Annotated in this window: 23 protein-coding genes and 1 pseudogene; 8 read left to right on the forward strand and 16 right to left on the reverse strand. The window is 35.3% G+C overall.

Annotated features, from left to right (window positions below):
- Positions 1-29: 29 nt before the first annotated feature.
- Positions 30-479: a hypothetical protein gene (locus MLC44_RS07815; RefSeq protein ID WP_434656808.1), complete on the forward strand. Its 450-nt coding sequence runs from the start codon at positions 30-32 to the stop codon at positions 477-479.
- Here the strand turns inward: MLC44_RS07815 and MLC44_RS07820 are convergent.
- Positions 476-1,396 (reverse strand): manganese-dependent inorganic pyrophosphatase, encoded by a 921-nt coding sequence (locus tag MLC44_RS07820; protein ID WP_151900211.1) that lies wholly within the window; start codon positions 1,394-1,396, stop codon positions 476-478. The two genes, MLC44_RS07815 and MLC44_RS07820, sit on opposite strands and share 4 nt — an antisense overlap.
- A 152-nt stretch (positions 1,397-1,548) precedes the next feature.
- Here MLC44_RS07820 and MLC44_RS07825 point away from each other — a divergent pair, with 152 nt between their 5' ends.
- Complete coding sequence (locus MLC44_RS07825; RefSeq protein WP_151900210.1) at positions 1,549-2,217, forward strand: response regulator transcription factor; 669 nt, start codon at positions 1,549-1,551, stop codon at positions 2,215-2,217.
- Between the two features lie 158 nt (positions 2,218-2,375).
- Positions 2,376-3,206, forward strand: a complete 831-nt coding sequence (locus MLC44_RS07830; protein WP_434656810.1) for a sensor histidine kinase — start codon at positions 2,376-2,378, stop codon at positions 3,204-3,206.
- Here MLC44_RS07830 and MLC44_RS07835 read toward each other — a convergent pair.
- The 7 genes and pseudogenes from MLC44_RS07835 to MLC44_RS07865 all read right to left on the reverse strand — a co-directional run bounded on the left by MLC44_RS07835 (position 3,203) and on the right by MLC44_RS07865 (position 13,042).
- On the reverse strand, positions 3,203-3,943 hold the full coding sequence (locus MLC44_RS07835) for a transporter (RefSeq protein WP_151900208.1): 741 nt from the start codon (positions 3,941-3,943) through the stop codon (positions 3,203-3,205). The genes MLC44_RS07830 and MLC44_RS07835 overlap by 4 nt on opposite strands.
- 3 nt (positions 3,944-3,946) lie before the next feature.
- Positions 3,947-4,753 carry a CheR family methyltransferase gene (locus tag MLC44_RS07840; RefSeq protein ID WP_434656814.1) on the reverse strand — a complete coding sequence of 269 codons (807 nt, stop codon included), beginning with the start codon at positions 4,751-4,753 and terminating at the stop codon, positions 3,947-3,949.
- Positions 4,746-5,300 carry a chemotaxis protein CheB gene (locus MLC44_RS07845; RefSeq protein WP_434656817.1) on the reverse strand — a complete coding sequence of 185 codons (555 nt, stop codon included), beginning with the start codon at positions 5,298-5,300 and terminating at the stop codon, positions 4,746-4,748. The genes MLC44_RS07840 and MLC44_RS07845 overlap by 8 nt, the downstream gene beginning before the upstream one ends.
- 3 nt (positions 5,301-5,303) lie before the next feature.
- Entirely contained in the window at positions 5,304-7,253 is a 1,950-nt protein-coding gene (locus MLC44_RS07850; protein WP_151900205.1) for a methyl-accepting chemotaxis protein, read from the reverse strand.
- An 83-nt stretch (positions 7,254-7,336) separates the two neighbouring features.
- Positions 7,337-9,406 (reverse strand): EAL domain-containing protein, encoded by a 2,070-nt coding sequence (locus tag MLC44_RS07855; protein WP_151900204.1) that lies wholly within the window; start codon positions 9,404-9,406, stop codon positions 7,337-7,339.
- Positions 9,407-9,478: 72 nt separating this feature from the next.
- A pseudogene (gene uvrA / locus MLC44_RS07860) lies at positions 9,479-12,303 on the reverse strand (excinuclease ABC subunit UvrA).
- Between the two features lie 7 nt (positions 12,304-12,310).
- On the reverse strand, positions 12,311-13,042 hold the full coding sequence (locus MLC44_RS07865; protein WP_151900202.1) for a sulfite exporter TauE/SafE family protein: 732 nt from the start codon (positions 13,040-13,042) through the stop codon (positions 12,311-12,313).
- Between the two features lie 105 nt (positions 13,043-13,147).
- Here MLC44_RS07865 and MLC44_RS07870 point away from each other — a divergent pair, with 105 nt between their 5' ends.
- From MLC44_RS07870 to MLC44_RS07890, 5 genes are all read left to right on the forward strand, one after another.
- Positions 13,148-13,300 (forward strand): hypothetical protein, encoded by a 153-nt coding sequence (locus tag MLC44_RS07870; protein ID WP_434656821.1) that lies wholly within the window; start codon positions 13,148-13,150, stop codon positions 13,298-13,300.
- Positions 13,301-13,317: 17 nt separating this feature from the next.
- Positions 13,318-13,572: a hypothetical protein gene (locus MLC44_RS07875; RefSeq protein WP_434656824.1), complete on the forward strand. Its 255-nt coding sequence runs from the start codon at positions 13,318-13,320 to the stop codon at positions 13,570-13,572.
- The gene (gene fliN, locus MLC44_RS07880; RefSeq protein ID WP_151900200.1) at positions 13,565-13,879 is read left to right on the forward strand and encodes a flagellar motor switch protein FliN; all 315 of its coding nucleotides are present in this window, start codon (positions 13,565-13,567) and stop codon (positions 13,877-13,879) included. Before MLC44_RS07875 ends, fliN begins: the two co-directional genes overlap by 8 nt.
- 94 nt (positions 13,880-13,973) lie before the next feature.
- The gene (locus MLC44_RS07885; protein WP_434656827.1) at positions 13,974-14,486 is read left to right on the forward strand and encodes a hypothetical protein; all 513 of its coding nucleotides are present in this window, start codon (positions 13,974-13,976) and stop codon (positions 14,484-14,486) included.
- The gene (locus MLC44_RS07890; protein WP_434656830.1) at positions 14,483-14,776 is read left to right on the forward strand and encodes a hypothetical protein; all 294 of its coding nucleotides are present in this window, start codon (positions 14,483-14,485) and stop codon (positions 14,774-14,776) included. Before MLC44_RS07885 ends, MLC44_RS07890 begins: the two co-directional genes overlap by 4 nt.
- A gap of 4 nt (positions 14,777-14,780) precedes the next feature.
- Here the strand turns inward: MLC44_RS07890 and MLC44_RS07895 are convergent, their stop codons facing one another.
- The 8 genes from MLC44_RS07895 to MLC44_RS07930 form a co-directional block, all read right to left on the reverse strand.
- Entirely contained in the window at positions 14,781-15,935 is a 1,155-nt protein-coding gene (locus MLC44_RS07895) for a hypothetical protein (protein ID WP_151900198.1), read from the reverse strand.
- Positions 15,935-16,891: a tRNA dihydrouridine synthase DusB gene (gene dusB / locus MLC44_RS07900; RefSeq protein WP_151900197.1), complete on the reverse strand. Its 957-nt coding sequence runs from the start codon at positions 16,889-16,891 to the stop codon at positions 15,935-15,937. Before dusB ends, MLC44_RS07895 begins: the two co-directional genes overlap by 1 nt.
- A gap of 2 nt (positions 16,892-16,893) precedes the next feature.
- Positions 16,894-17,913, reverse strand: coding sequence for a hypothetical protein (locus tag MLC44_RS07905; RefSeq protein WP_151900196.1), 1,020 nt, complete (start codon positions 17,911-17,913; stop codon positions 16,894-16,896).
- 11 nt (positions 17,914-17,924) lie between these two features.
- Positions 17,925-18,275: an RNA polymerase-binding protein DksA gene (gene dksA, locus MLC44_RS07910; RefSeq protein WP_151900195.1), complete on the reverse strand. Its 351-nt coding sequence runs from the start codon at positions 18,273-18,275 to the stop codon at positions 17,925-17,927.
- Between the two features lie 13 nt (positions 18,276-18,288).
- Positions 18,289-18,747: a 23S rRNA (pseudouridine(1915)-N(3))-methyltransferase RlmH gene (locus tag MLC44_RS07915; RefSeq protein WP_434656832.1), complete on the reverse strand. Its 459-nt coding sequence runs from the start codon at positions 18,745-18,747 to the stop codon at positions 18,289-18,291.
- Positions 18,744-19,307 (reverse strand): thiamine phosphate synthase, encoded by a 564-nt coding sequence (locus MLC44_RS07920; RefSeq protein ID WP_151900193.1) that lies wholly within the window; start codon positions 19,305-19,307, stop codon positions 18,744-18,746. The genes MLC44_RS07915 and MLC44_RS07920 overlap by 4 nt, the downstream gene beginning before the upstream one ends.
- Position 19,308: 1 nt before the next feature.
- Positions 19,309-20,154 (reverse strand): acetyl-CoA carboxylase, carboxyltransferase subunit beta, encoded by an 846-nt coding sequence (gene accD, locus MLC44_RS07925; RefSeq protein WP_151900192.1) that lies wholly within the window; start codon positions 20,152-20,154, stop codon positions 19,309-19,311.
- Positions 20,155-20,284: 130 nt separating this feature from the next.
- A complete protein-coding gene (locus tag MLC44_RS07930; RefSeq protein ID WP_151900191.1) occupies positions 20,285-21,670 on the reverse strand; it encodes a glutamate synthase subunit beta in 1,386 nt (461 codons plus the stop codon).
- Between the last annotated feature and the right edge of the window lies 1 nt (position 21,671).

A 21,671-nucleotide genomic window follows, 5' to 3' on the forward strand; every position in this document is an offset into this window, starting at 1 on the left:
AAAAGGTTCTGCACAAAGATGAATCGGTTTTGGTACGGGCAGAAATATCAAAAACGTTTTATTTGCCTATGATAAAACTCTATGCCCTGGGATCTCTTCTGCTGTTTATAGGATATGAGTACGAAATAGGTGTGATTGGTATTGTTTTAATGATTCGCACTTTTTTTGTCCATCTGGATGAAATAAAAGAAAAAAAATCCTACAACTGTCTGCTCACACAAAAAAGGCTTATTATTCTCAAGGGCCGGGTACAAAAAGAGATTTTTCCGATTAACCTTGAAGAGATCAGAACTATCTATATCAAGCCTTTCAGTAAAAGATTTGGCAAAATAATTGATGTTGGAACACTGGAAGTAATCACGACATCCGGCGGCAGGTATGTTATTAGCAATATAAAACAGCCCTACCTCTATCACCGCGCCATCATCGGTGATATTGTCAGTGCAACGCACTATTCAAACAAGTCTAAAAAGAGTTAAAACTGAGGCTGCACAAAAGGCACTACCTGCTTTTTACGGCTCAGTACGCCATCGAGCCATGCTTTATGGTCTTGGAGTTTAATGTCAAATGCTTTTTCTATTTTTGATTCGTCATCACTGACAACCAAAAGTTTTGAACCCTCTTTCATGATGTCTGTCAAAAGAATCAAAACAGTATGCAGTCCGCCCTCTTCTTTCATCTTTTTCATATCTTCAAGCAGTTCCTCTTCACGAGGTTCCAAGACTGAAATATCGACCATTTCAAGCTGCCCGATACCGACTTTTGTGCCGTTCATATTAAACTCTTTATAATCCCGTGTATTTAAATCACGGGCACTTGCACCGTCAACAGCAGATTTTACTATAAACATCTCCATCGCCAGTTTTTTATAGTCTGTTACTCCGGCAATTTCTGCTAGTTCTTTGACCGCTTTGGTATCGACTTTGGTACATGTAGGAGATTTAAATATAACCGTATCACTTAAAATTGCCATCATCATTAAACCTGCAATCTCTTTTGGTACTTCCACACCGTAACATCTGTACATTTCATAAATTACCGTGTTAGAACACCCAATCGGTCGAATCCATGCTTCAAGAGGCGTATCCGTAGTCAAATCACCCAGTTTATGGTGGTCGGCAATACCTATTATAGTTGCTTCGTCAATATCGTCCTGAAAATGTGCTTTGTCGGTAGAATCAACTATAAAAACTCTCTCACCTGCCACTGATGTTTTGAGCATTGGCAGAGTACCGCCGAATTTATCTAAAATAAACTCGGTCTCAGCAGTTATTTCACCCTGACGGGCAGGAATATACTCTTCCTTTTCAACTTGGTTTTTTAAATAAGATAATGAGATAGCACCAACAATAGAGTCACTATCGGGATTTTTGTGTCCAAAAACATATACTGACATTTTAAGCCTTTATTTTTTTCGAATTATACTGTAAATTTACAAAAATAATAATCTTAAAAATACTTTTATTAAGATTATCAATCAAAATTTAATAAGATATTATATGATGTTGTTATATAATAGATTACGCAAAACGATATCAAGGTTAATGAATGAATATTCTTTTAGTTGAAGACGATATGGAACTAGCAGCAATACTTACAAAAGGTTTACAAGAGGAAGGGATTTGCGTTGATAGTGTAGTATTAATAGATGAAGCCAGCTCATATATTCAAATGAAAAATTATGATGTTATTGTTCTTGATAAAATACTGCCAGATGGAGATGGAAGCTCTTTTTGCTATGAACTCCGAAAAAATGAAAATAACACTCCTCTATTGATGCTTAGTGCAAGTAGTACATGTGACGATATTGTTGATGGACTCAATAAGGGAGCAGATGATTATCTCACAAAGCCTTTTCGTTTCATAGAACTTGTAGCTCGAGTCCGTGCACTCTCAAAACGCTCAACTAACATAAAAAGTCATATTCTCAAAGCAAGAGACTTGACGCTCAACATTATGTCAAGAGAGCTAAAAAAAGGAGATAAAACTATAGAATTAAGAAATAATGAATTTAATCTTCTTCTGCTACTAATGAAAAGAAAAAACAGTGTTGTCTCAAAAACCGAGATTATAGATTATATATGGAATATGGAAAACTTTATAGACCCAAATCTTTTGAATGTTACTATTTATAATCTCAGAAAAAAAATAGAAAGTTCTAAAGATACAAAAATCATACACACGGTAAGAGGTATTGGTTATAAAATTGTTGAGTAGACTTTTGAGATATAAAAAAGTTCTTTTTTTACTAACACTGCTTTTAGTTCATATAGTTTTTTTTAGAAAATTTGAACTCTTTAGAGCCATATATAAAATACTACATTATATTTAATATTTTTACCATTCTCTACTTTCTCTGGCTAAAAATAAAACTAGTGCATCTCAATAGTTATATAACAGATACTATTGTCAGTATTGAAAAAGAGATTTTACATGATAATATCCAACCGCTTTGTATACCTAAAAACATTCAAGAGATTAAACAGTTTGTAGAAGAGGTAAATAAAATAATTTTTTATTTGAATCAAAAAAACAAAGTTGCACAATCATTTAATGCGAATATGGCACATGAGCTAAAAACACCTCTTGCTGAGCTTAAAGCTAAGCTAGAATACTCTCTTTACTACACAGCACTTCAAGATAATCTTGCAACAGAGTTGCGAGCATTTATACAAAAAATAAATAGTCTTGAAAACATAGTCTCTCAAATGCTCTATGTCTCAAACAACAATATAAAAAAGCTCAACAACTCTATGCAACGGGTTTTACTCAATGATATCCTCTACTCTATATTGGACACAAAAAAAAGTGAGATAGAAGCTAAACACCTAAAAATAGATATAGAGATCAATCAGGCAATCTCAATACACGGTCATGAAAAACTACTTCAACATGCTATTGGAAATATTATTGATAATGCAATAAAATATTCATTACCAAACAAGAGGATAAAAATTATCCTTAGAAAAAAGAAAAACTTTATTTTTCTTGCAATAATTGATTACGGCATAGGAATAGATAAAAAAGAACTCAAGTTAATTTTTCATCCTTACTATAGAGGTGAAAATGCCTTTTCAAACAGTGATGGGTATGGACTTGGACTTAGCTTGGCAACTTGGATCTTGGAACTTCACAGTGCCTCTATAAAAATTCGCAGCAAAAAAGGCAAAGGAACCTTTGTAGGAATCAAGTTTTATACTAGTTAAAACCCTATTGCAATGCCAAGTCCAAAGAAGTCTTCAGACTCTCTATTGAGTCCTAATCCTCCGTTTATATCAAGTTGAATATTCTCTTGTAGTAAATATGTAAAACCTCCATCAACTACTTTTTCCGTAGGTATTATTGATGAAGATGGTATGATGGAATAGAGTTCTATAAAGCTGGCAAACTTCTCTGTATGGCTAAAAGTAATCCCAGTTGCAGGTTGAAAATCATAGATTCGTTTTTCATCCCTGTAAGTACTCGATTGAAATGTTCCAAAAAATGAAACAGTTTCATTTAGTGTATAATCCCACAACAACCCAACGAGTGGTGAAATATTTTCTGTTTTAAAGTTGCTCTGCGTATCTGTCGGCAATGTTACGAGTGTCATAAATGTAAAATTATATTTCTCATTTTTAATGAGGCTATATTTTCCACCTATGGTTATATCAGATGTAGGGCTCTCCTTAAAATCTTTTGTAGTACTCCATCCATCCCATAAAAAATCAAATTCAATATCTTCTGTAACCCCTGTACGAAGTTCAAAAAGAGGAAAATCTTGAGTATTGTTTTTCGATGAAAGTGTGTCAAAAGTGTAATTGTATCCCATCTCAATATTAAACTTTCCAGGTTTCACTGTATATGTTCCTGTACTAAAACCTGGTCTATCAGCAATAATTTCTGCCTGCATATTGACAGATATAAATGCTACCAAAGCAGTACCTAAAAAGATTTTTTTCATACTTCAACTCCTAATATAATGTTCTAGTTGACTTGATACATCCGCATGTCCTAGATAAATGTTTGTTGTATTCTCTTTTTTTAACTTTTGGAGATGTTTATATGCTTGTATCTTCTTCTCGTCATTAAAATATATAAACATATTACGAGAGAAAATAATGTCAAATTTTCCAAGCTTAGTAAGATTTGTTTCAAATATATTGGCAATATGAAATTCTACAAACTTTTTAACATCTTCTTTTACATAAAAACTATTATTTTTCTTTGTAAAGTATTTTTCTATAATATCTTGTTTGACTCTATGAAGTGAACGCTCTTTATAGATCCCCTCTTTTGCTTTTTGTATAACATTTTTGTCAATATCAACTCCGACAACTGTAAAATTACTTATATTCATCTCTAATGCAGTAATAACAATGCTATAAACTTCCTCTCCTGTTGAAGATGGGAGAGATAAAATATGTAATTTTTTATGAGTATTTTTATAATTTTCTAAAGCTTCTTGAATCTGTGTATGCTCACGAAAAAAGTAGGTTTCATTAATCGTAATGAGGGTTATAAACTCTTCAAAATTAAATGTACTCTCTTGAATATGTTCAAGAAGTTTAGAAAAAGAGGCTATATTATTATTTTTACAATAATCAACTATTTTTTGTTCAATAAGAGGTTTGTTTTCATCTAAAATTATTCCTGATTGCTTCTCAATGTATATATAAAGTTCTTTTTTAGCACTTCTATTTACTTCGACACTATTAGTCTCGTGAGAATACTCAAGAGAGTTTAAAGCTTTTTTTCTAAAAAAATTAAACATTTTGAAGATATTTGGCTATATTGTCAATATGCATGATTTCAATGTTTTGATTTTGCTCATATGCTGCTTTTGGCATTCCATAAACTTTAGCACTCTCACTGCTTTCAGCTATGCACAATGCCCCTTTCTTATAAAGTAAATCCATCCCTTTTGATCCATCATCACCTATACCTGTTAAAATCACAGCTGTAACTCCATACTGAGGCAAACATCCAAGTGCAGACTCAAAAAGAGCATCAATGCTTGGTGTATAGAGTGTCTCTTTATCTAAAGAGTCTAAATAGATAGAATCTGATTGGATTGAGAACTTTGAACTTGTTTTACATATATAGATAGAGGATGGTTCAATCTTTGTTTTATCTTCTACAAGGTGTAGAGGTAGCTTGGAAATACTTGAGAGTTCTGTAGTAAAACTCTCCATTACATTACTATTCATATGCTGGGCTATGACAAATGATGCTTTAGTATTTTTATCTAGTTTTTGGACTATTTTTTTTATATGCCCTGGTCCACCTGTTGATGCGCCAATAAGTACTAGCTTGTGCATTTTCTAACTTTTAAAACTGCTAAGTTGGGCATTTAATTTTTCAATGATATCATTTTGATGTTCAGCTGCTGCAGCAATCTCTTCAACACTTCTTGCATTAGTGATAGATACATCATTGAGCTTCGCCATATTTTTGGAGATGTCAACAACTCTGTTTTTGAGTTTATCTACAGCTAAAGAGCTCTCCTGTGCCATTGATTTTGATTTTTCTATAGCATCCATAACACTGTCTATGCTCTCTTCTACATCACCTGCCTGTTCAGCTGCTTGAGCTATCTCTTTTGCGTTTTCTTGCATATTATCGCTTGATTCATCAACTGACTGCACAACAACATTGATGGTGGCATTTATCTCTGTAAGACTTTTTTGGGTTCTCTCTGCAAGCTTTCTTACTTCATCAGCAACAACAGCAAAACCTCGTCCATGCTCTCCTGCTCGTGCTGCTTCAATGGCTGCATTGAGTGAGAGCAAATTTGTCTGTTCAGCTATATCGCCTATGAGTTCAAGTATGCTTTTTACATCATTGGTACTCTCTTTAAGCTCTTGCATCTTGAGTGCAAGTTCTTCCTCTTTTACACTGGAGTCTTTTACGGTACTAATAAGGGCATTTATTTTTTCTGTAGTTTGGCTTAATGCTTCAAAAGAGTTTTGTGAGATCTTTTGCATCTCTTGAACTGTATCATCAACAAACTCTGCTTCTTGTGTTGTTTGATCTGTATCGTTGTTGATAGATTTTACAAGAGTAGCTTCATCTTCTACCCGTTTGCCAATCTCTAAAGATGTAGCAGAGAGTTCGTTTGATATTGATGAGGCTTCATTACTGACTGTTTTAGCTTCACTTATGGCATTTTGAACCTTCTCAATAAATTGATTAATATATTTGGCAACATTAGCCAATTCATTTTTACCTTCAATATGGATTCTCTTTGTTAAATCACCATCTCCAGAAGCTAAATTTTTTGCAGCATTCGCTATCTGCATAAGGTTTCTACTAATAGTAGTAGATACAAAAAGCATAAAGACAATAACACCTAAACCTATAGCTATAAAAAGAGTAATCAACTGCATTTGAAGACTTTGAGCAAGTTTCTCTTTCTCTTGTTTTTGATCTTTTCTTAATGTAACAAGAGCTTCTTGAGCCTCTTGTGCTTCTTTTTTCATCTGCTTATTTACCTGAAGTGACTTCTCTCGCAGCTCACTAAAAGTATAAAAAGCTTTTTTATATTCACTCAAAGCTTTCAAAATATCATCTATCATTCTTTTGTTTTTTGGAGAGCCTAAAATATCTTTTACATGTAAAGAGAGCTTTTCAATATTTCTAATATACGCCTCTACCTGGTCTTGATACTTTATATCTTTACGGCGAAGGTAATTTTTCTCTGCTATTCGCATAAGCAAAAGCTCTTTTACTATTTTGTTCGCTAAAGATGCCTCTTCTATCTCATCTGCTATAACTCGTACATCTTTTGAGGTGCGTATGACTTTATCTCGCTGTCTTTTTTGAATATCTCTTACTTTTGAAGCGATAATTTCGACATCTTTTGCCTCTTTTACCATCTTTGCCTCTTCTTCTAAAGAAGCATCTCGAAGTTTTTGAAACTTTTTAAACAGATGAAGGTACTGCTCTATGTTTGTTATAACATCTTGAACAAGCTGTTTGTTTTGTGGATCTTTAAAACTCTTCTTTAAAGCTTTTGCTTCTTGTAAACTCTCTTGCACAAGTTTTTGAAGCTCATTTGCATAGTTTGCATCTTTTCGTCGTATATAGTTTTTTTCGTTTATTCTTGCTTCAAGCATCTCTTTGACGATTTTGTTGGAGATAGAAGCTTTTTGACTTTTATCTTCAAGTTTGTCCAAGTTAGAATCAATAGCAAAATAAAGATAGATAAATGCAAGGGAGATAACGACAGGAACAATGAGGAGTTGTTGTTTAATAGTAATGTTTTTCAACATATAAGCACCTTTGTTTAAAGTTATCTAATACTAGCAAACCGATATGAATTTATGATGATTTAAATATGAAATATATTTCATATTTAATCTAAAAGTCTCTCAAATGACTCCTTTGTCATTGGTTTGTAAAAATAGTAGCCTTGAATTTTTACACTGTTGTGTTTTGTGACACTTTTGAGTGTTGCAGCATCTTCAACTCCCTCTATAACAATAGTAAGATGCAGTGTTTTTGCCAAATAGACAATCCCTTCAAGTAGTTCTTGTGCTCTTACATCATCTAAAAGATTATCAACAAATTTTTTATCTATTTTTATAGTATTGATTGGATAGTCTTTAATGTAAGACAATGAAGAGTACCCTGTCCCAAAATCATCCAAAGAAAACTTAAAGCCTAACTTTTTAATAAGTTCCATAGTGCTAAAAATAAGATCATTGTTTTGAGCAAAAACACTCTCTGTTATCTCAAAATAGATTTTTTGAGGGTTGATTGATGGATACTTCTGTAATACTCTTTTTAAAAATGGGATAAAGTTTTCATCATAAAACTGTAAGATGGAAAGGTTTATGGAAACTACATTTTTAAAGCCTCTTCGCTCTATCATCTCAAAAACCTCTTCTATAATCATATAAGTAACATCAAGAATCATCCCATTACTTTCAAGTTTGGCTATAAACTTAGCAGGGGAGATTATTTCTCCATCTCTCTCCCATCGTAGTAGTGTCTCAACGCCGTAGAGTGCTTCTGTTTTTGGCTCGACTATAGGCTGGAAATATACTCGAAATTCTTTGTTTTGTACAGCATCTCTTAGTTGAATATCTAACAATGTTTCAGATTCTTGTTTTTCATACATTTTTTTATTAAAATAGATGTATTTTGCTTTTCCTGAATTTTTTGCAGCATACATCGCAACATCAGCATATGAGAGTATCTTTTCCCTTGATTCATTTTGGTGGTCTGAGACATATATACCGATAGATATGGAGGTAAAGATAGTATGCTGGTCTATATAGATGGGTTTTTGCATAGTATCTAAAATTTTATTTGCGATATTGCCAGGTACTGTTGGATTTTTGATATTTTGAAGCAGTATAGCAAACTCATCACCACCAAGTCGTGCAAGTATATCGTTGGAGCGAATATGTGTTTTCATCCTTTTTGCAATAATCTCTAAAAGTTTATCTCCCGTTGTATGTCCATAAGTGTCGTTAATATTTTTAAAATTATCAACATCAATAAACATCACTGCAAAGAGTTCATTACTCTTAAGACATTTGCTTATACACTTCTCTATCTCCTCTTGAAACATTTTTCGATTTGGCAGATTTGTTAGTTTATCATAATTTATTAAAATTGAAAGTTCCTGGAAAGTAGTTTGTAGCATTGCTATACTGTTGTTAAGCATCTGGGACATTTTTCCTAATTCATCTTCTGATGTAACACGAATACGCTTAGAAAAATCTTCATGAGAAATGGTAGCAAGTACGTCATTTATCTGCTTAATTGGTTCTATAATAGAATTCATGAGCATTTTTGCAAAAAAACCACTTAAACCCACTATAACTAAAATAATAAGCTGAATTATAATAACTTGCTTACTGAAAATCTCATCAGAGTGTTGGTGTCTCAGTTTTGCTCTTTGTATCTGGTATTCTGAGAGTTCATTGAGTGCTTCTCTTGCTTGACGAAACTCAAAAATAGCCTCTTTGTAGAGAATTGGCTCAAGCTCATTTTCACTTTTTTTTAAAAGATATGGATAGATTTTTTCATAAATAATGGAAAGATATTCGTGAAAATTTACTTTAAATTTTTCAAGTTCTAAAAGTTCTTCATTTGAAAGTCTTGTATTATCATAGCTATCTAACTCTTCTTCAATTCTTTTTACTTGCTGAGATATGATTTCTTGGTGATGTATAATTTCTAAAGGATCTTTAGCATCAAGAAGTCGTAAACTTCTATCTCGAATCCTATAAAGAGCCCCCTTAAGGTGTGATATGTTTTCTAAAGGGATCACTTCTTGAGTATAAATATTACTTACTCGTTTATTTATCTGAGAAGATTGCCATAAACTCCATTCTCCAACTATAAATATAAGAAATATCAAACCTCCAAGAGTTACATAGAGTCTAGTTTTAAGCTGAACTTTTCCAAACATTGTTTCACATCCTCCAATAAAGTAGTCACTTTTAATACTTTAACATATGAATGTGAAATTATTATTATTTTTTCAATGTAACTTTAACTCTTTTTCAAGATATTCACCGGTGTAAGAGCCTGTTTTTTTATGGTTCTTTGCCAACACTTCCGGGGAACCTTCCGCTATTATGAGTCCCCCGCCGCTGCCGCCTTCAGGACCCATATCTATAATATAATCGGCATTTTTTATCATATCAAGATTATGCTCAATGATGAGCATAGAGTTACCGAGTTCGACAAACTTATGCAGTACATTTGTCAATCTGTCAACGTCGGCAAAATGCAAACCTGTTGTCGGTTCATCCAGAATATAAAGCGTTTTTCCTGTATCTTTACGGCTGAGCTCTTTTGAGAGTTTGATTCTCTGCGCTTCTCCGCCTGAGAGCGTTACGGCATTTTGACCCAAAGTTATATAGCCAAGTCCTACATCGACAAGTGTTTTCATTTTTTGGTGTATCTTAGGAATAGGTTTAAAAAATTCAAAAGCCTCATCCACACTCATGGCAAGCACATCGGCGATGGTTTTTCCTTTGTAAAAAACCTCCAGAGTCTGCTGGTTATAGCGTTTCCCGCCACAGGCATCGCATTTGACCATAATATCAGGCAAAAAGTGCATTTCTATCTTGTTTTCACCCTCTCCCTGACACTTTTCACACCGACCGCCTTTGACATTAAAAGAGAATCTTGATGCCGTATATCCGCGAATCTGACTCTCTTTTGTCTGAGCAAAAAGGTTGCGGATTTCATCCATAACACCGGTATAGGTTGCCGGATTACTCCTTGGAGTACGCCCTATCGGGCTTTGATCAAGATAAATAACCTTGTCTACATGTTCGAGTCCGTTTATTTCTACACCGGCAACTTTATTGACCTTACGTGCATGATTTAGCAACTCTCTTGCCGTCGGAAGAAGTGTCTGAAGCATCAGAGAACTTTTTCCGCTGCCGCTGACTCCTGTGATGCAGACAAAGTTGTTAAGCGGAATTTTCGCACTCAGGTTTTCAATATTGTTAATAGTGACATTTTTGATTTCTATCCATTTTTCCTGCGGACGTCTGTAAAAATACTCGATTTTTTTACGTCCGTAAAGGTAGTCAGCCGTAAGTGTTTTTGCTTTTTTCAATTTTTCCAGTGTTCCGCTGAAAACAACTTCTCCGCCGAATTTTCCCGCACCGCTTCCTATGTCTACTATAAAGTCTGCATTTTCTATGGTCTCTCTTTGTCATGCTCAACCACGATAACGGTGTTTCCTTTTTCCTGCAGGCTTCTGAGTGTTCGGATAAGTTTCAAGGTGTCTCTCTCATGAAGTCCAATACTAGGTTCATCAAGTACATACATAACACCTGTAAGTCCCGAACCGATTTGTGAGGCAATACGAATTCTTTGCGCTTCTCCGCCGCTTATGGTTCTGGCATCACGACCCAAAGTAATGTAGCCAAGTCCTACATCATAAAGAAAGAAAAGTCGTTCTTTGATTTCGTTTAAAATAGGCTCTGCTATCATTCTTGACTGTCTGTCGAAATAGGAAAAGTTCTCATCATTGGCAAAAAATTCATAGGTTTTGGCAATCGGCATTTCGAGAAGCTGTGCTATTTTTGTATCAGCCACTTTCACTGCCAAAGATTCGCGTTTGAGCCTGTGCCCGCCACAGACATCACAGACCTTTTCACTCATATAGTCTGCAAGTTCTTTTTCGTCTTTAAGCATATCATAGGCTATACGGATAATACCCGGGAATATTCTTTTTACTTTATGGTTTTTCCACAAAAACTCTACTTCATCTATATTGCCGTGTAAAATCGCTTTTTGCTGGTGCAATGGCAATTCAGAATACGGTACAGTAACGTCAATGTCATTATGTGCACAAAAACCCTTTAAAAAGGTAAAATAGTAACCTTTGTTAAAACCGTAAACAATTTTAACAGCACCTTTTTCAATACTCAGATCACTGTCAATAATCTTGTCAATATCAAGTGCATAACGTATGCCAAGACCGTCACATTCAGAACAGGCGCCTTTTGGAGAGTTAAAAGAGAAGCTCAAAGGTTCAAGCGGTTCAAAGCTTATTTTACAGTCAAAACAGGCGTTATGTTCCGAATAGTGAATATGCTGAGGGCAGCCGAGTTCTTCATAGTTGAGTATTTCCACTTCCAGTTCGCCGTAGCTTTCTTTGAGCGCTTTTTCCACATCTGATGCGATTCGTTCTTTGTTCTCTTCTTTGACAATCACTCTGTCAACAACTACTTTAATCGTATGCTTTTTTGTTTTTGAGAGTTCTATCTCTTCATCCAGACGTACCATAACACCGTCAATCTGAGCACGGACATAGCCTTTATGCACAAGTGACTCAATCAGGTCTGCGTAGGCACCTTTGTTCTCTCTTACAAGCGGTGCCATCAGGAAAAGTTTTGCTCCCTCAGGCAGCTTTGCAACTTCGCCAATTATATCCGAAGCCGACATTTGAGAAATCTTTTTGCCGCATTTATGACAGTACTGAATACCGACACGGGCATACAGCAGTCGAAAATAATCATATATTTCCGTAATTGTTCCGACAGTTGAACGCGGATTTTTTGAGGTTGTTTTTTGATCTATGGCTATAGCAGGTGTGAGCCCCTCTATTTTGTCAACATCAGGCTTGCCTACACGGTCTAAAAACTGTCTTGCATACGAAGAGAGTGATTCCATGTAGCGGCGCTGACCCTCTGCATAGAGCGTATCAAAAGCCAGAGTAGACTTCCCGCTTCCACTGAGTCCAGTCATCACAATCAATTCATTTTTAGGAATTGTCAAATTGATATTTTTTAAATTGTTTTCGCGCGCGCCGGTGATTTTAATTACATCTTTTTTTTTCATTTATACCTCAAAAAATTCTATAGAGCAAATATATTACAATAATCAGATAAAGAACAGTTAAGAGTTTTTTTTGCAGAGATACATTTAAGATATGATGCTTTAAATGTATGCCTGCATACACACCTGCCAATGATGCCAACCCTATAATGATTCCACTTGTATAATCAACATGCCCATGCAGTGTATGCGATATCAACCCCGAAACAGATGAAAAAACAACAAAGAACAGTCCTGCTGATGTAGCTTTTTTCAAAGGTACATGTAAAAACCCAACAAGGATAGGGACAAGAATCAGACTCCCACCTACCCCTATGGACATGCTTATTGCCCCTATGACAAAACCTGTGACAAAAAGCACTGCCTTGTTTACTTTCTTTTCGTGTTTATAGTCATGTGTTTTCATAAAAAGGCGAATAAGTGCAAATGCAGCAAATGCCAAAAAGACCATTTCCAAGGTCTGGTCACTGAAACTTGCCGTAATATTACCGCTTAAAAGGGCACCGGTAAAACCGCCAAGTCCAATAATAACAACCATCAGGACATCAAGTGTTCCTTTTTTATTATTCAGATAGCTGCCGTAAACAGAGCTGAAAACCATCTGAATAACCGAAATGCCTATGGCAATTTTTGTTTCATACCCAAGCAATAGCAGCAGTGGCACCAGAATTGTTCCACCGCCTATTCCAAAAAGCCCGGACAGCAAACCGACAAAAGTACCAAGCAAGATTAATTCAATCATTATTATCCATAACTTTTTTGGAATTATACCCCAATATAAATAATAGTTTAATTTTACTTTGTGTTTCATTCAAGTATAATCTATGAATTATAAGAAAGGTAGATAATGCTAGAGAGCTTAAAAGAAGCAGCAAAAAACTTTTGCATACATCAAATCGGCGCTTCATGCGAAATAAAAGATGCCCCGACAAACAAGAGAACACTTATTGCTTACATAGATGTACAAACTCAAGACCAGAAGCGCTACAGGGTTATATAGCTTCTGACAATGATTTTATGCAGAAAGTTTCAAAACTGTTTTTAGAAGAAGAAAAAAGTGATGAAGAGACGCTCAAGGAAATGACACTTGAAACTGCCAATCTTATTATAGGAAGCGCCAAAGTCATTGCTGAAGGACTTGGAATCTCATATACAATGGGAACGCCTCATTTTGCAAAAGTCGGAGAATTTGACTTTAGCTTTGATGAGCGCAAAGTCGTTCATATAGACAATGCCGAACTCATTATTGCCATTAAGGAATTAGATGCCTGATACAAAAAAATTTGACCTGCAAGAAGAACTTTCATGGATGGACTACTCCGGTATTTTAGACATGGAAGTTGAATTTATTGCTGATCTGGGAGAGACCGAGTTGAGTGTTGCAGAAGTTTTAAAGCTTGAAAAAGGATCTATTATCGATTTAAAAAAACCGGCAGGAGAGAGTGTTGAGTCTTATGTCAACGGACGTATTATAGGAAAAGGAGAAGTGATGGTTTACGAAAAAAACCTCGCTATCCGTATCAATGAAGTGCTGGATTCAAGTGCTGTACTCTACTACCTGTCAAAAGAGAGATTATGATTAAAATTTTATTACTTTTTATCTGCCGTTTTCCCTGTATGCTTCAAAAATTTTAAGCTATAATATTTATGAAAGAACTGACAGAGCCGATGTCATGATTACTTTTGATACACCTTACACCGGGCAGATAAAGCAGAGTATCAGTAAATCAAAAATCATCATAAAACTTGAAGATGCCACGATAGAATCACCAAAAATAAAAAAAGTCTCTTCCCAGTATTTACACTCATTGACTATCACACCTCTTAACAGTGAAACCCTGATTGTTGCTTCTATATCTCCATCAACAAAACTTATTGCTTCAAAAACATCTGACGGCTACGGATTGAGATTGCGCTTTACAAACAAAACAGCTGTAAAATCATCAACTTTTAAAAAAGCATCATCCTCTTCTGTAAATTCACTCAGTGCATTGCCGACAAAAAAGGATGACGCAATGTCTTCAAGTTATTATATTGTGGTTGCGATTTTAATCCTTGGAATTCTTATACTTTTATATATCAAGAAAAAAATGAAACCTCTCCCTGCTAATACGGAAACATCAAATAACAACTGGCTCTTTAAAACACAAAAAAATCCCCTTTACAAAATGACAACACTGATATGACAGAACAAAATGTCAGTATACGGTTTCAAAAAGCCATAGATGAGAAGAACAGTGTTGTTATGCTTGACTTTGGCAATCAAAGCTACCTGGTTCTTATGGGTAACGGCAATATACTTCTGGACAAATTTACAGATAACAAGCCGGCATCCCAAAAGGAGTTTGATGAGATTTTACAAAGCAGACATGAAGATTTAGAAAAATTTTTAGGTAAATCGCAAACATCACAAAAGCAGGAACCTCTTCAGGCATACAAAGAAAGAGCTGCAAACATAGCCTATGAAATGCAGTAAAAAACTAATTTACGTTTGGTTTTTGACTCTCTCTTTTAAAACGTTCTTTCAGTAGTTTTTTAATTGTATTGACCTGAGATATACTTAACAAATAGCTCTCATTCATCAATTTATTGATATGAAACACTTCTGTTACAGTAATTCCGTAAGGATCTTTTTTTTCTTTCACAACTTTCCCGTCATTAAAACTGTACAGATAAAGATTCTTACGGGTTGTCTGTATGTAGTACGTCACTACAATCTCATCAGAATGTTTCTTTTCCAATGCAACAACTACCCGTTGTTCTTGCGAATATTCACCCTCTTTTAACTGCAGTATGTTTTTCATATCTTTTACAGTCAAAAAACCGACATAAAATTTATTGTATAGATCATGATATCTTTGTACTTTTTCAGTCATCAAGAAATTCATATCTATGACATATTTTTTATTTGCACGTATTGTTTTGGTAATCCAGCTCATGGTATTATAATACCTGAACGGATGAAGTTTCAGCATGTGTGCTTCTATCATTTTCTTGGAATTTATTTTGTCTTTTGGCAAAAGTTTTTGTTTGTCGAGTTTTGTAATATATTCTAAAACTTCTGCAGCCGAGAACTCTTTTGTAAACCATACTTTACAGTATGACGGAAACTGCTTGGCACCTGTGGCACCTTCATTTAAGATAATTAATGATTTGATTGTGTAGTTTGGAAAGATAATTTCCAAAAGTGCTTTTTTCTTTCTCAGTCTGCGACGCAATTTCAATACAGACTTTACCAGTGTCATTTCAACAAAATAGAGTTCATTGTTTTTTGTCAAAAACATTGCATCAAATTCACTGATTTCACGGCTTTTTGTTCTGTAGACTATTTGTTCTTTCTCGCTGATGGAAAGAGTATTTGCATAGGCTTTGCATTTTCCCTGATGAAAACCCTTGAGTACAAATTTTGTTATATAGTCATTCTCCTGGGCGTAACGCAAAAGCTTCTCATAAATAAAATTTTCATACACTTCCCCTTCAAAGGAACGGTAGGAACTCAAATAGGAAGGATCATCCAGTTCGATGCCTTTTTTAATTAAAGAGAGTAAATGTTTTGTATTATAAACATAATGGAGTAAATTATCCGCTATGTCTTCTTTTTCTAAATTTTTAATTGCCGGAGAAATTTCTAACATCAGAGTGTCATCTCACTGTTTTTAAAGAAGTCATCTATGACTGAACGGTATGTTGCTATATCATCAATTGAGTTTACTTCATTTCTCAAAACTGATGCACCTCGATAGCCTTTCGAATAGGTATGGGTATGCTTTCTAAACATTGCAACACCATGCTGTCCGTAAAACTCTATCATTTTGTCAAAATGTTCCATAATAATTTCATGTTTAAGACTCTGTTCGATAGATTCTGCACCGGTTTTAAGCTGATGAAATATCCACGGAGCCCCTACTGCACCGCGACCTATCATAACCCCGTCAGCACCAGTATGTTCAAGCACCCATTTGGCTTTTTCATAAGAGTCTATATCTCCGTTGGCAATCACCGGGATATCTACAGCCTCTTTTATCTCTCTTATTGCATCATAATCAACAGCTGCTTTAAACTTGCCGGTTCGTGTTCTTCCATGCACTGCAATAAAATCTGCACCGCTGTCCTGTACAACTTTTGCAATATCTACGTGGTTTTTCTTTTCAAAGCCCAATCTTATTTTAACACTGGTCATATTTTTATTGGAAGTATTTTTAATAGTTTTTATTATATCTCCCATCAGAGGAAGGTCCAAAAGAAGAGAACTGCCACTGCCGTGACCCACAACTTTGGGTACAGGACAACCACAGTTCAGATCAATAATGTCAATTCCATCCTGTTCGTTTAGTATTTCAACCGCACGACGTACAATATCAACATCAGCACCTGCAATTTGTACAGAATACGGATCTTCCAAAGAAGATTTTTCCAGCATATGCAGTGTTTTTTGTGAACCGTGAGCCAGAGCATTTGAACTCAACATTTCACTGACAGTCAAATCTGCTCCAAATTTTTTCACCACACTTCTAAAAGGAAGATCAGTAAAACCCGCCAATGGGGCTAATACATATAATGGCTTGTCAAAGGAGAGTTTTGTTTTTTTCATTATTACAGAAACATATCTATACTAAAGTTTTGTCCACACTCTTTAAGCGCACGATAGGCTTTAAAGTTCTGATACTCATCAGGCTGAGAATTGTCAAGAATAGCATTGGCCGGTGCTATCATTTCAAGGTCATAAAGCGTATAAAGATACGCATCCACAGCATCTTCATCTTCTTCAGACAATATTTCAAAAAGTTTTATTCTCTGTTCCGGAATCATACCGCCTTTAGATAGAATCGAAGAAATTTCAATATAGTCTTTCTTGCTGAGATCAAGTTTTTTAAATAAATCTATAAGTACTTCATTGCTGATTTTCAAAATATTTTCATCAGCATTAATTCTTGAAAGGATTACATGTAAAGCCTCTTTTGTTAAAAAGGATTTATATTTTTCAATACCGCTCAATGGTGCGGTTTTGACATAATCCACATAAACCTCTTTACATATACTGTCATCATATTTGGTACAGTTTGCCAGAATATTTTCTGCACTTATCTGACCTTTTTTGTATCTGTTTCTTTCGTTTTGTATCACAAGTTCATTGTCAGACGGTAAATTGTACGGTTTAAGATCCACAACTTCACCGTTTTTGACATCTTGAATAATACGCAGTACTTTTTCAATTTTTTCGTTATTTATTTTTCCTATAATCTCTCCGACCGGGTGCATCTCACTATTTTGCAAAAGCGTTCCCAATAGAGTATATCTATCGGTTTTAAATGTATAGTTTCTCTCTTTTTTTCCCAGGTAGGCATCAATAACAGCATTAATAAGTTTTTCATAATCTTTTTCATATTTACGTAATCGAAAATTACCGATAATTGAATAGAATGTCATATGTGCCACGCTTGCAAGGTATAGGATAAATATCGGTATGATTACCCATAAAGCAATAGAGAGTGACGGCATAGGAATGCCAAACAGATCTATACTCATGCTTTCCTGTGTTACATATGCGTAAACATACCAACCGACAAGTCCCATCCAAACCAATGCAGCTACTGTGTACCTTTTAATATACATTCTCCAATCCTTTATTTAGATTTCTCTACTATTTCTCTACAGTCAATGCAGTATGCAGCATGCGGTTTTACTTTCAGTCTTTGAAATCCTATTTCATCTTCACACATTTCACAAACACCATAACCACCGTTTTTAATTTTAGAGAGTATTTTTTCAATCTCATCCAATTCCTGCTTTTGCTGCTCTATTATAGCACCTTCTACCATAGAATTGTTATTTGCCGAAGCATGATCGCCTTCATCATTTAAATCTAACGAACTCAGTTCACTTAGTTCTGTTCGGACACCCTGAATGTTTTTCTCTATCTGTTCTTTTCGACTCAGTAGTAACTCTTTAAAATATTTTAACTCACTTGCTTGCACTTATATTTCCCTTTTATTTATGATATGGATGATTGCTCAGTATAGCAAAACCTCTATAGATCTGTTCCAATAAAACCGCCTTGGCAATTTTATGACTCATTGTTATTTTGCCTAAACTGACAACAGCATTGCTTTGGTCTAAAAAATCTTTTTCAAAACCATATGCTCCGCCTATAAAAAATTTTACGGACATTTTATCATTTAGAAGCTTACTAAATTCAAAACTGTCTACTAGTTTTCCATCTGGATGCAAAGTTATACAGAAATCTTTCCCAATATAAGCTTCTAAAGCTTTGGTATATGCTTTTTGAGCGGCCTGTGGGGAAATTGTGTGTGCTTTTGTTACATCTTTTGAAAAAATCTCCGTATCTTTTACAGTTGCAAACCTTGATATCATTTTTGTCAACTCTTTATACAGCGGATCGTAAAGTGTTTTTTCTCTTTTTGCTATAGAGATGATTTCTATATTCATTGGAGTAAGCCGCTCCCGATTACATTGTATGTTACATGTTCAAATGAATCATTAAGTTTCACACCGCCTATAGCAGCGACATGGTGTCTGGATTTTGAGGCAATGGTATCCAGGGTATCTCCAAGAAGGCTTGATACATCTTTTTTTGTATCAGTATTTCTGTATGCGCCAAGTCCGATATAGTTTAAATCCATTGCATTTGCCTGCAAAACTTCTTCTTCATTATGCGTTGAAATACCTAAAATTTTGTCTTCATTTATAACACTTCGTAAAATTTTGACTGCCTTGAATACATCTGTATCTATAGCTTTAAGATCTTCCTGCCCTACATGCACACCATCGCAGAATTCAACAAGCTCATAGGCATCATTCACTATCAAAAAACCGTCATAAAGTTTTCTGATTTTTATCAATTGTGCTTTAATAAAAGCGATGTCTGCATTTTTATTTCGATATTGTATAATTTCAGCATTCTTCTTTTTTGCAATACCTATAAAGGATTCTAAAGAAATTCCTTTTTTATCAAGCATGTCCTGATCACATAACGCATAGAGTCTCATATCAGTCTTTTTTCAGTAAAGTCAGCATATCAGAGAGGGTTTTTTTCAACTTGTTTCGATTGACAATCATATCAATGGAACCGTGTTCTAGTAAAAATTCAGCTCTTTGAAATCCCTCAGGCAATTCTGAACCAATAGTCTGCTCAATAACTCTCTGTCCTGCAAAACCGATCAACGCTCCCGGTTCAGCTATAATAATGTCACCAAGGTTGGCAAAAGAGGCACTCACCCCACCCATCGTCGGGTCCGTAAGCACAGAGATAAAAGGCAGTTTGTGATTGGAAAGTTTTGCCAGTGCCGCCGAAGTTTTACTCATCTGCAGCAGTGAAAAGGTTGATTCCTGCATTCTTGCACCACCTGAGGCACTGAGTATGATCAAACCCTGCTTTTTCTCAATAGCTCTCTCAGCCGCGCGAACAATTTTTTCACCCTCAACTGAGCCCAAAGAACCGCCCATAAAAGCAAAATCAAAAATGACAAGCTGTACATCAACCCCGTTCATTTTACATTCACCGCTTACTACTGATGATTTTCTTCCTGTTTTTGCATAGGCTTCTTCAAGACGTTTTTTATAAGGTTTTTTGTCAACAAACTTCAACGGATCCACAGGTTCCAATGAAGCATCATACTCTACAAATGTTCCCTCGTCTGCAAGCATGTTGAGTCTCTCTTTTACACCTATACGGATATGATACCCACATTTTGGACATACATAGTTTTGGTTCTCAACTTCTTTGTAGTACATAAGAGAGTGACATGATTTGCATTTAATCCAATGAGACCCTGCTTCGGCTTTTTCCGGTTGTTTATTGTCAAATGTTTTTGTAAAAAGGTTTAGTAAATTCAAAAAAAATCCTTAAATTATATAAATAGACTCTATTATAGCAAATTAATGTTGATTTTAAAGAATTTTTGAAAATATTTTTTTCAGAAGAAAGGCAGATTTACTCATCAAAAACAAGTAAATCTGCTTGAATTTATTGCAACAAAGAGTCTATAATGCTTCTTGCTGCCTCACGACCGTCAAAAGCCGCAGTTACAACTAAATCGGCACCACGAAAACAATCGCCTCCGGCATATATACCGGGTGTTGTTGTTTCGTATGTCTCTTCATTCACAATAATCCCACCCCATGAATTTGTCTCTATGCCGTTTTCAGCTAAAAACGACGGCACAACAGGATCAAATCCAAGTGACATTATAACCACATCTGCATTCACTCTGAATTGTGAACCTTTTACCTCTTCCATGCGTTGACGGCCTGAAGCATCTTTGGCACCCAGAGTTGTTTTTACAACTTCTACCGCCACTGCACGTCCTTCCTCATTTAATATTATCTCTTTGGGTGCTACAAGAAATGTAAAATCAACACCCTCTTCCATCGCATTTTTATACTCTTTTTTACTGCCCGGCATGTTTTTTTCATCTCTGCGATACAAACATGTAACAGATTTTGCACCTTCTCGTTTTGCAGTTCTTAAACAATCCATCGCCGTATCACCTCCACCGATGACCACAACATTTAAATCTTTAAAATCAAATTTTTTATCATACGGCTGTTTAAAATTCTTTCTTTGTATGTTTGTAAGATAATCCATTGCCTTGTAGACATTTGGTGCATTTTCACCTGCGATACCCGCACTTTTTGCTTTTGTTGCACCAACGCCTATAAACATTGCATCATGTTCGTTTGCAATAGTTTCAAACTCTATATCACGTCCCACTTCACTGTTGAGCACAAGTGTCAATCCGGCCTCTTCCAAAAGTTTCACACGTCTCTCAACTACTTTTTTATCGAGTTTGAAATTTGGAATACCGTATGTCAAAAGACCGCCTGCACGGTCACTTTTTTCATACATGGTTACAGCAATGCCTGAACGCAAAAGATAGGTAGCAGCAGAGAGTCCTGCTGGACCGCTTCCGATAACAGCCACTTTTTTATCTGTTGTTATTCCAGGAAAATCCGGTGTATATCCTGCTTTAAATCCTGCTTCAGTAATGTGTGTTTCAACAGAACCGATGGTAATCGCCCCGTGCCCGTCATTTAATGTACAATCCCCTTCACAGAGTCTGTCATGCGGGCATACTCTTCCCATGACTTCAGGGAAAGGAGAAGGTTCATTGGAGAGTTTAAAAGCAAATTCCAAATCTTTTTCGGCAATAGATTTGAGCCATTGAGGAATATAATTGTGCAAAGGACATTTGTTTAAACAAAACGGATCGCCGCACTGAATACATCTGTCACTCTGTGTTGCTGCCTCATCTTTATCAAAGACTTCGTAAATTTCACCAAAATCTTTTGTTCTGTCAACAACCAGTCTTTTTGCCGGGTCAATTCTCTCAGTTTTTAGGTATTCGCGCATT

It is taken from the genome of Sulfurimonas sp. NW9 (genome assembly GCF_051132275.1).
Classification (GTDB): domain Bacteria; phylum Campylobacterota; class Campylobacteria; order Campylobacterales; family Sulfurimonadaceae; genus Sulfurimonas; species Sulfurimonas hydrogeniphila.

Bases quoted from the DNA above. Each gene is read 5' to 3' on its own strand.
- MLC44_RS07850 (WP_151900205.1), bottom strand. From the start codon at position 7,253: ATGTTGAAAAACATTACTATTAAACAACAACTCCTCATTGTTCCTGTC.
- MLC44_RS07845 (WP_434656817.1), bottom strand. From the start codon at position 5,300: ATGCACAAGCTAGTACTTATTGGCGCATCAACAGGTGGACCAGGGCAT.
- MLC44_RS07825 (WP_151900210.1), top strand. From the start codon at position 1,549: ATGAATATTCTTTTAGTTGAAGACGATATGGAACTAGCAGCAATACTT.
- MLC44_RS07930 (WP_151900191.1), bottom strand. From the start codon at position 21,670: ATGCGCGAATACCTAAAAACTGAGAGAATTGACCCGGCAAAAAGACTG.
- dusB (WP_151900197.1), bottom strand. From the start codon at position 16,891: ATGAAAAAAACAAAACTCTCCTTTGACAAGCCATTATATGTATTAGCC.
- MLC44_RS07905 (WP_151900196.1), bottom strand. From the start codon at position 17,913: ATGTATATTAAAAGGTACACAGTAGCTGCATTGGTTTGGATGGGACTT.
- MLC44_RS07820 (WP_151900211.1), bottom strand. From the start codon at position 1,396: ATGTCAGTATATGTTTTTGGACACAAAAATCCCGATAGTGACTCTATT.
- fliN (WP_151900200.1), top strand. From the start codon at position 13,565: ATGCCTGATACAAAAAAATTTGACCTGCAAGAAGAACTTTCATGGATG.
- MLC44_RS07885 (WP_434656827.1), top strand. From the start codon at position 13,974: ATGATTACTTTTGATACACCTTACACCGGGCAGATAAAGCAGAGTATC.
- MLC44_RS07835 (WP_151900208.1), bottom strand. From the start codon at position 3,943: ATGAAAAAAATCTTTTTAGGTACTGCTTTGGTAGCATTTATATCTGTC.
- MLC44_RS07855 (WP_151900204.1), bottom strand. From the start codon at position 9,406: ATGTTTGGAAAAGTTCAGCTTAAAACTAGACTCTATGTAACTCTTGGA.
- MLC44_RS07895 (WP_151900198.1), bottom strand. From the start codon at position 15,935: ATGTTAGAAATTTCTCCGGCAATTAAAAATTTAGAAAAAGAAGACATA.
- MLC44_RS07865 (WP_151900202.1), bottom strand. From the start codon at position 13,042: ATGATTGAATTAATCTTGCTTGGTACTTTTGTCGGTTTGCTGTCCGGG.
- MLC44_RS07890 (WP_434656830.1), top strand. From the start codon at position 14,483: ATGACAGAACAAAATGTCAGTATACGGTTTCAAAAAGCCATAGATGAG.
- MLC44_RS07915 (WP_434656832.1), bottom strand. From the start codon at position 18,747: ATGAATATAGAAATCATCTCTATAGCAAAAAGAGAAAAAACACTTTAC.
- MLC44_RS07920 (WP_151900193.1), bottom strand. From the start codon at position 19,307: ATGAGACTCTATGCGTTATGTGATCAGGACATGCTTGATAAAAAAGGA.
- MLC44_RS07870 (WP_434656821.1), top strand. From the start codon at position 13,148: ATGCTAGAGAGCTTAAAAGAAGCAGCAAAAAACTTTTGCATACATCAA.
- MLC44_RS07875 (WP_434656824.1), top strand. From the start codon at position 13,318: ATGCAGAAAGTTTCAAAACTGTTTTTAGAAGAAGAAAAAAGTGATGAA.
- MLC44_RS07840 (WP_434656814.1), bottom strand. From the start codon at position 4,753: ATGTTTAATTTTTTTAGAAAAAAAGCTTTAAACTCTCTTGAGTATTCT.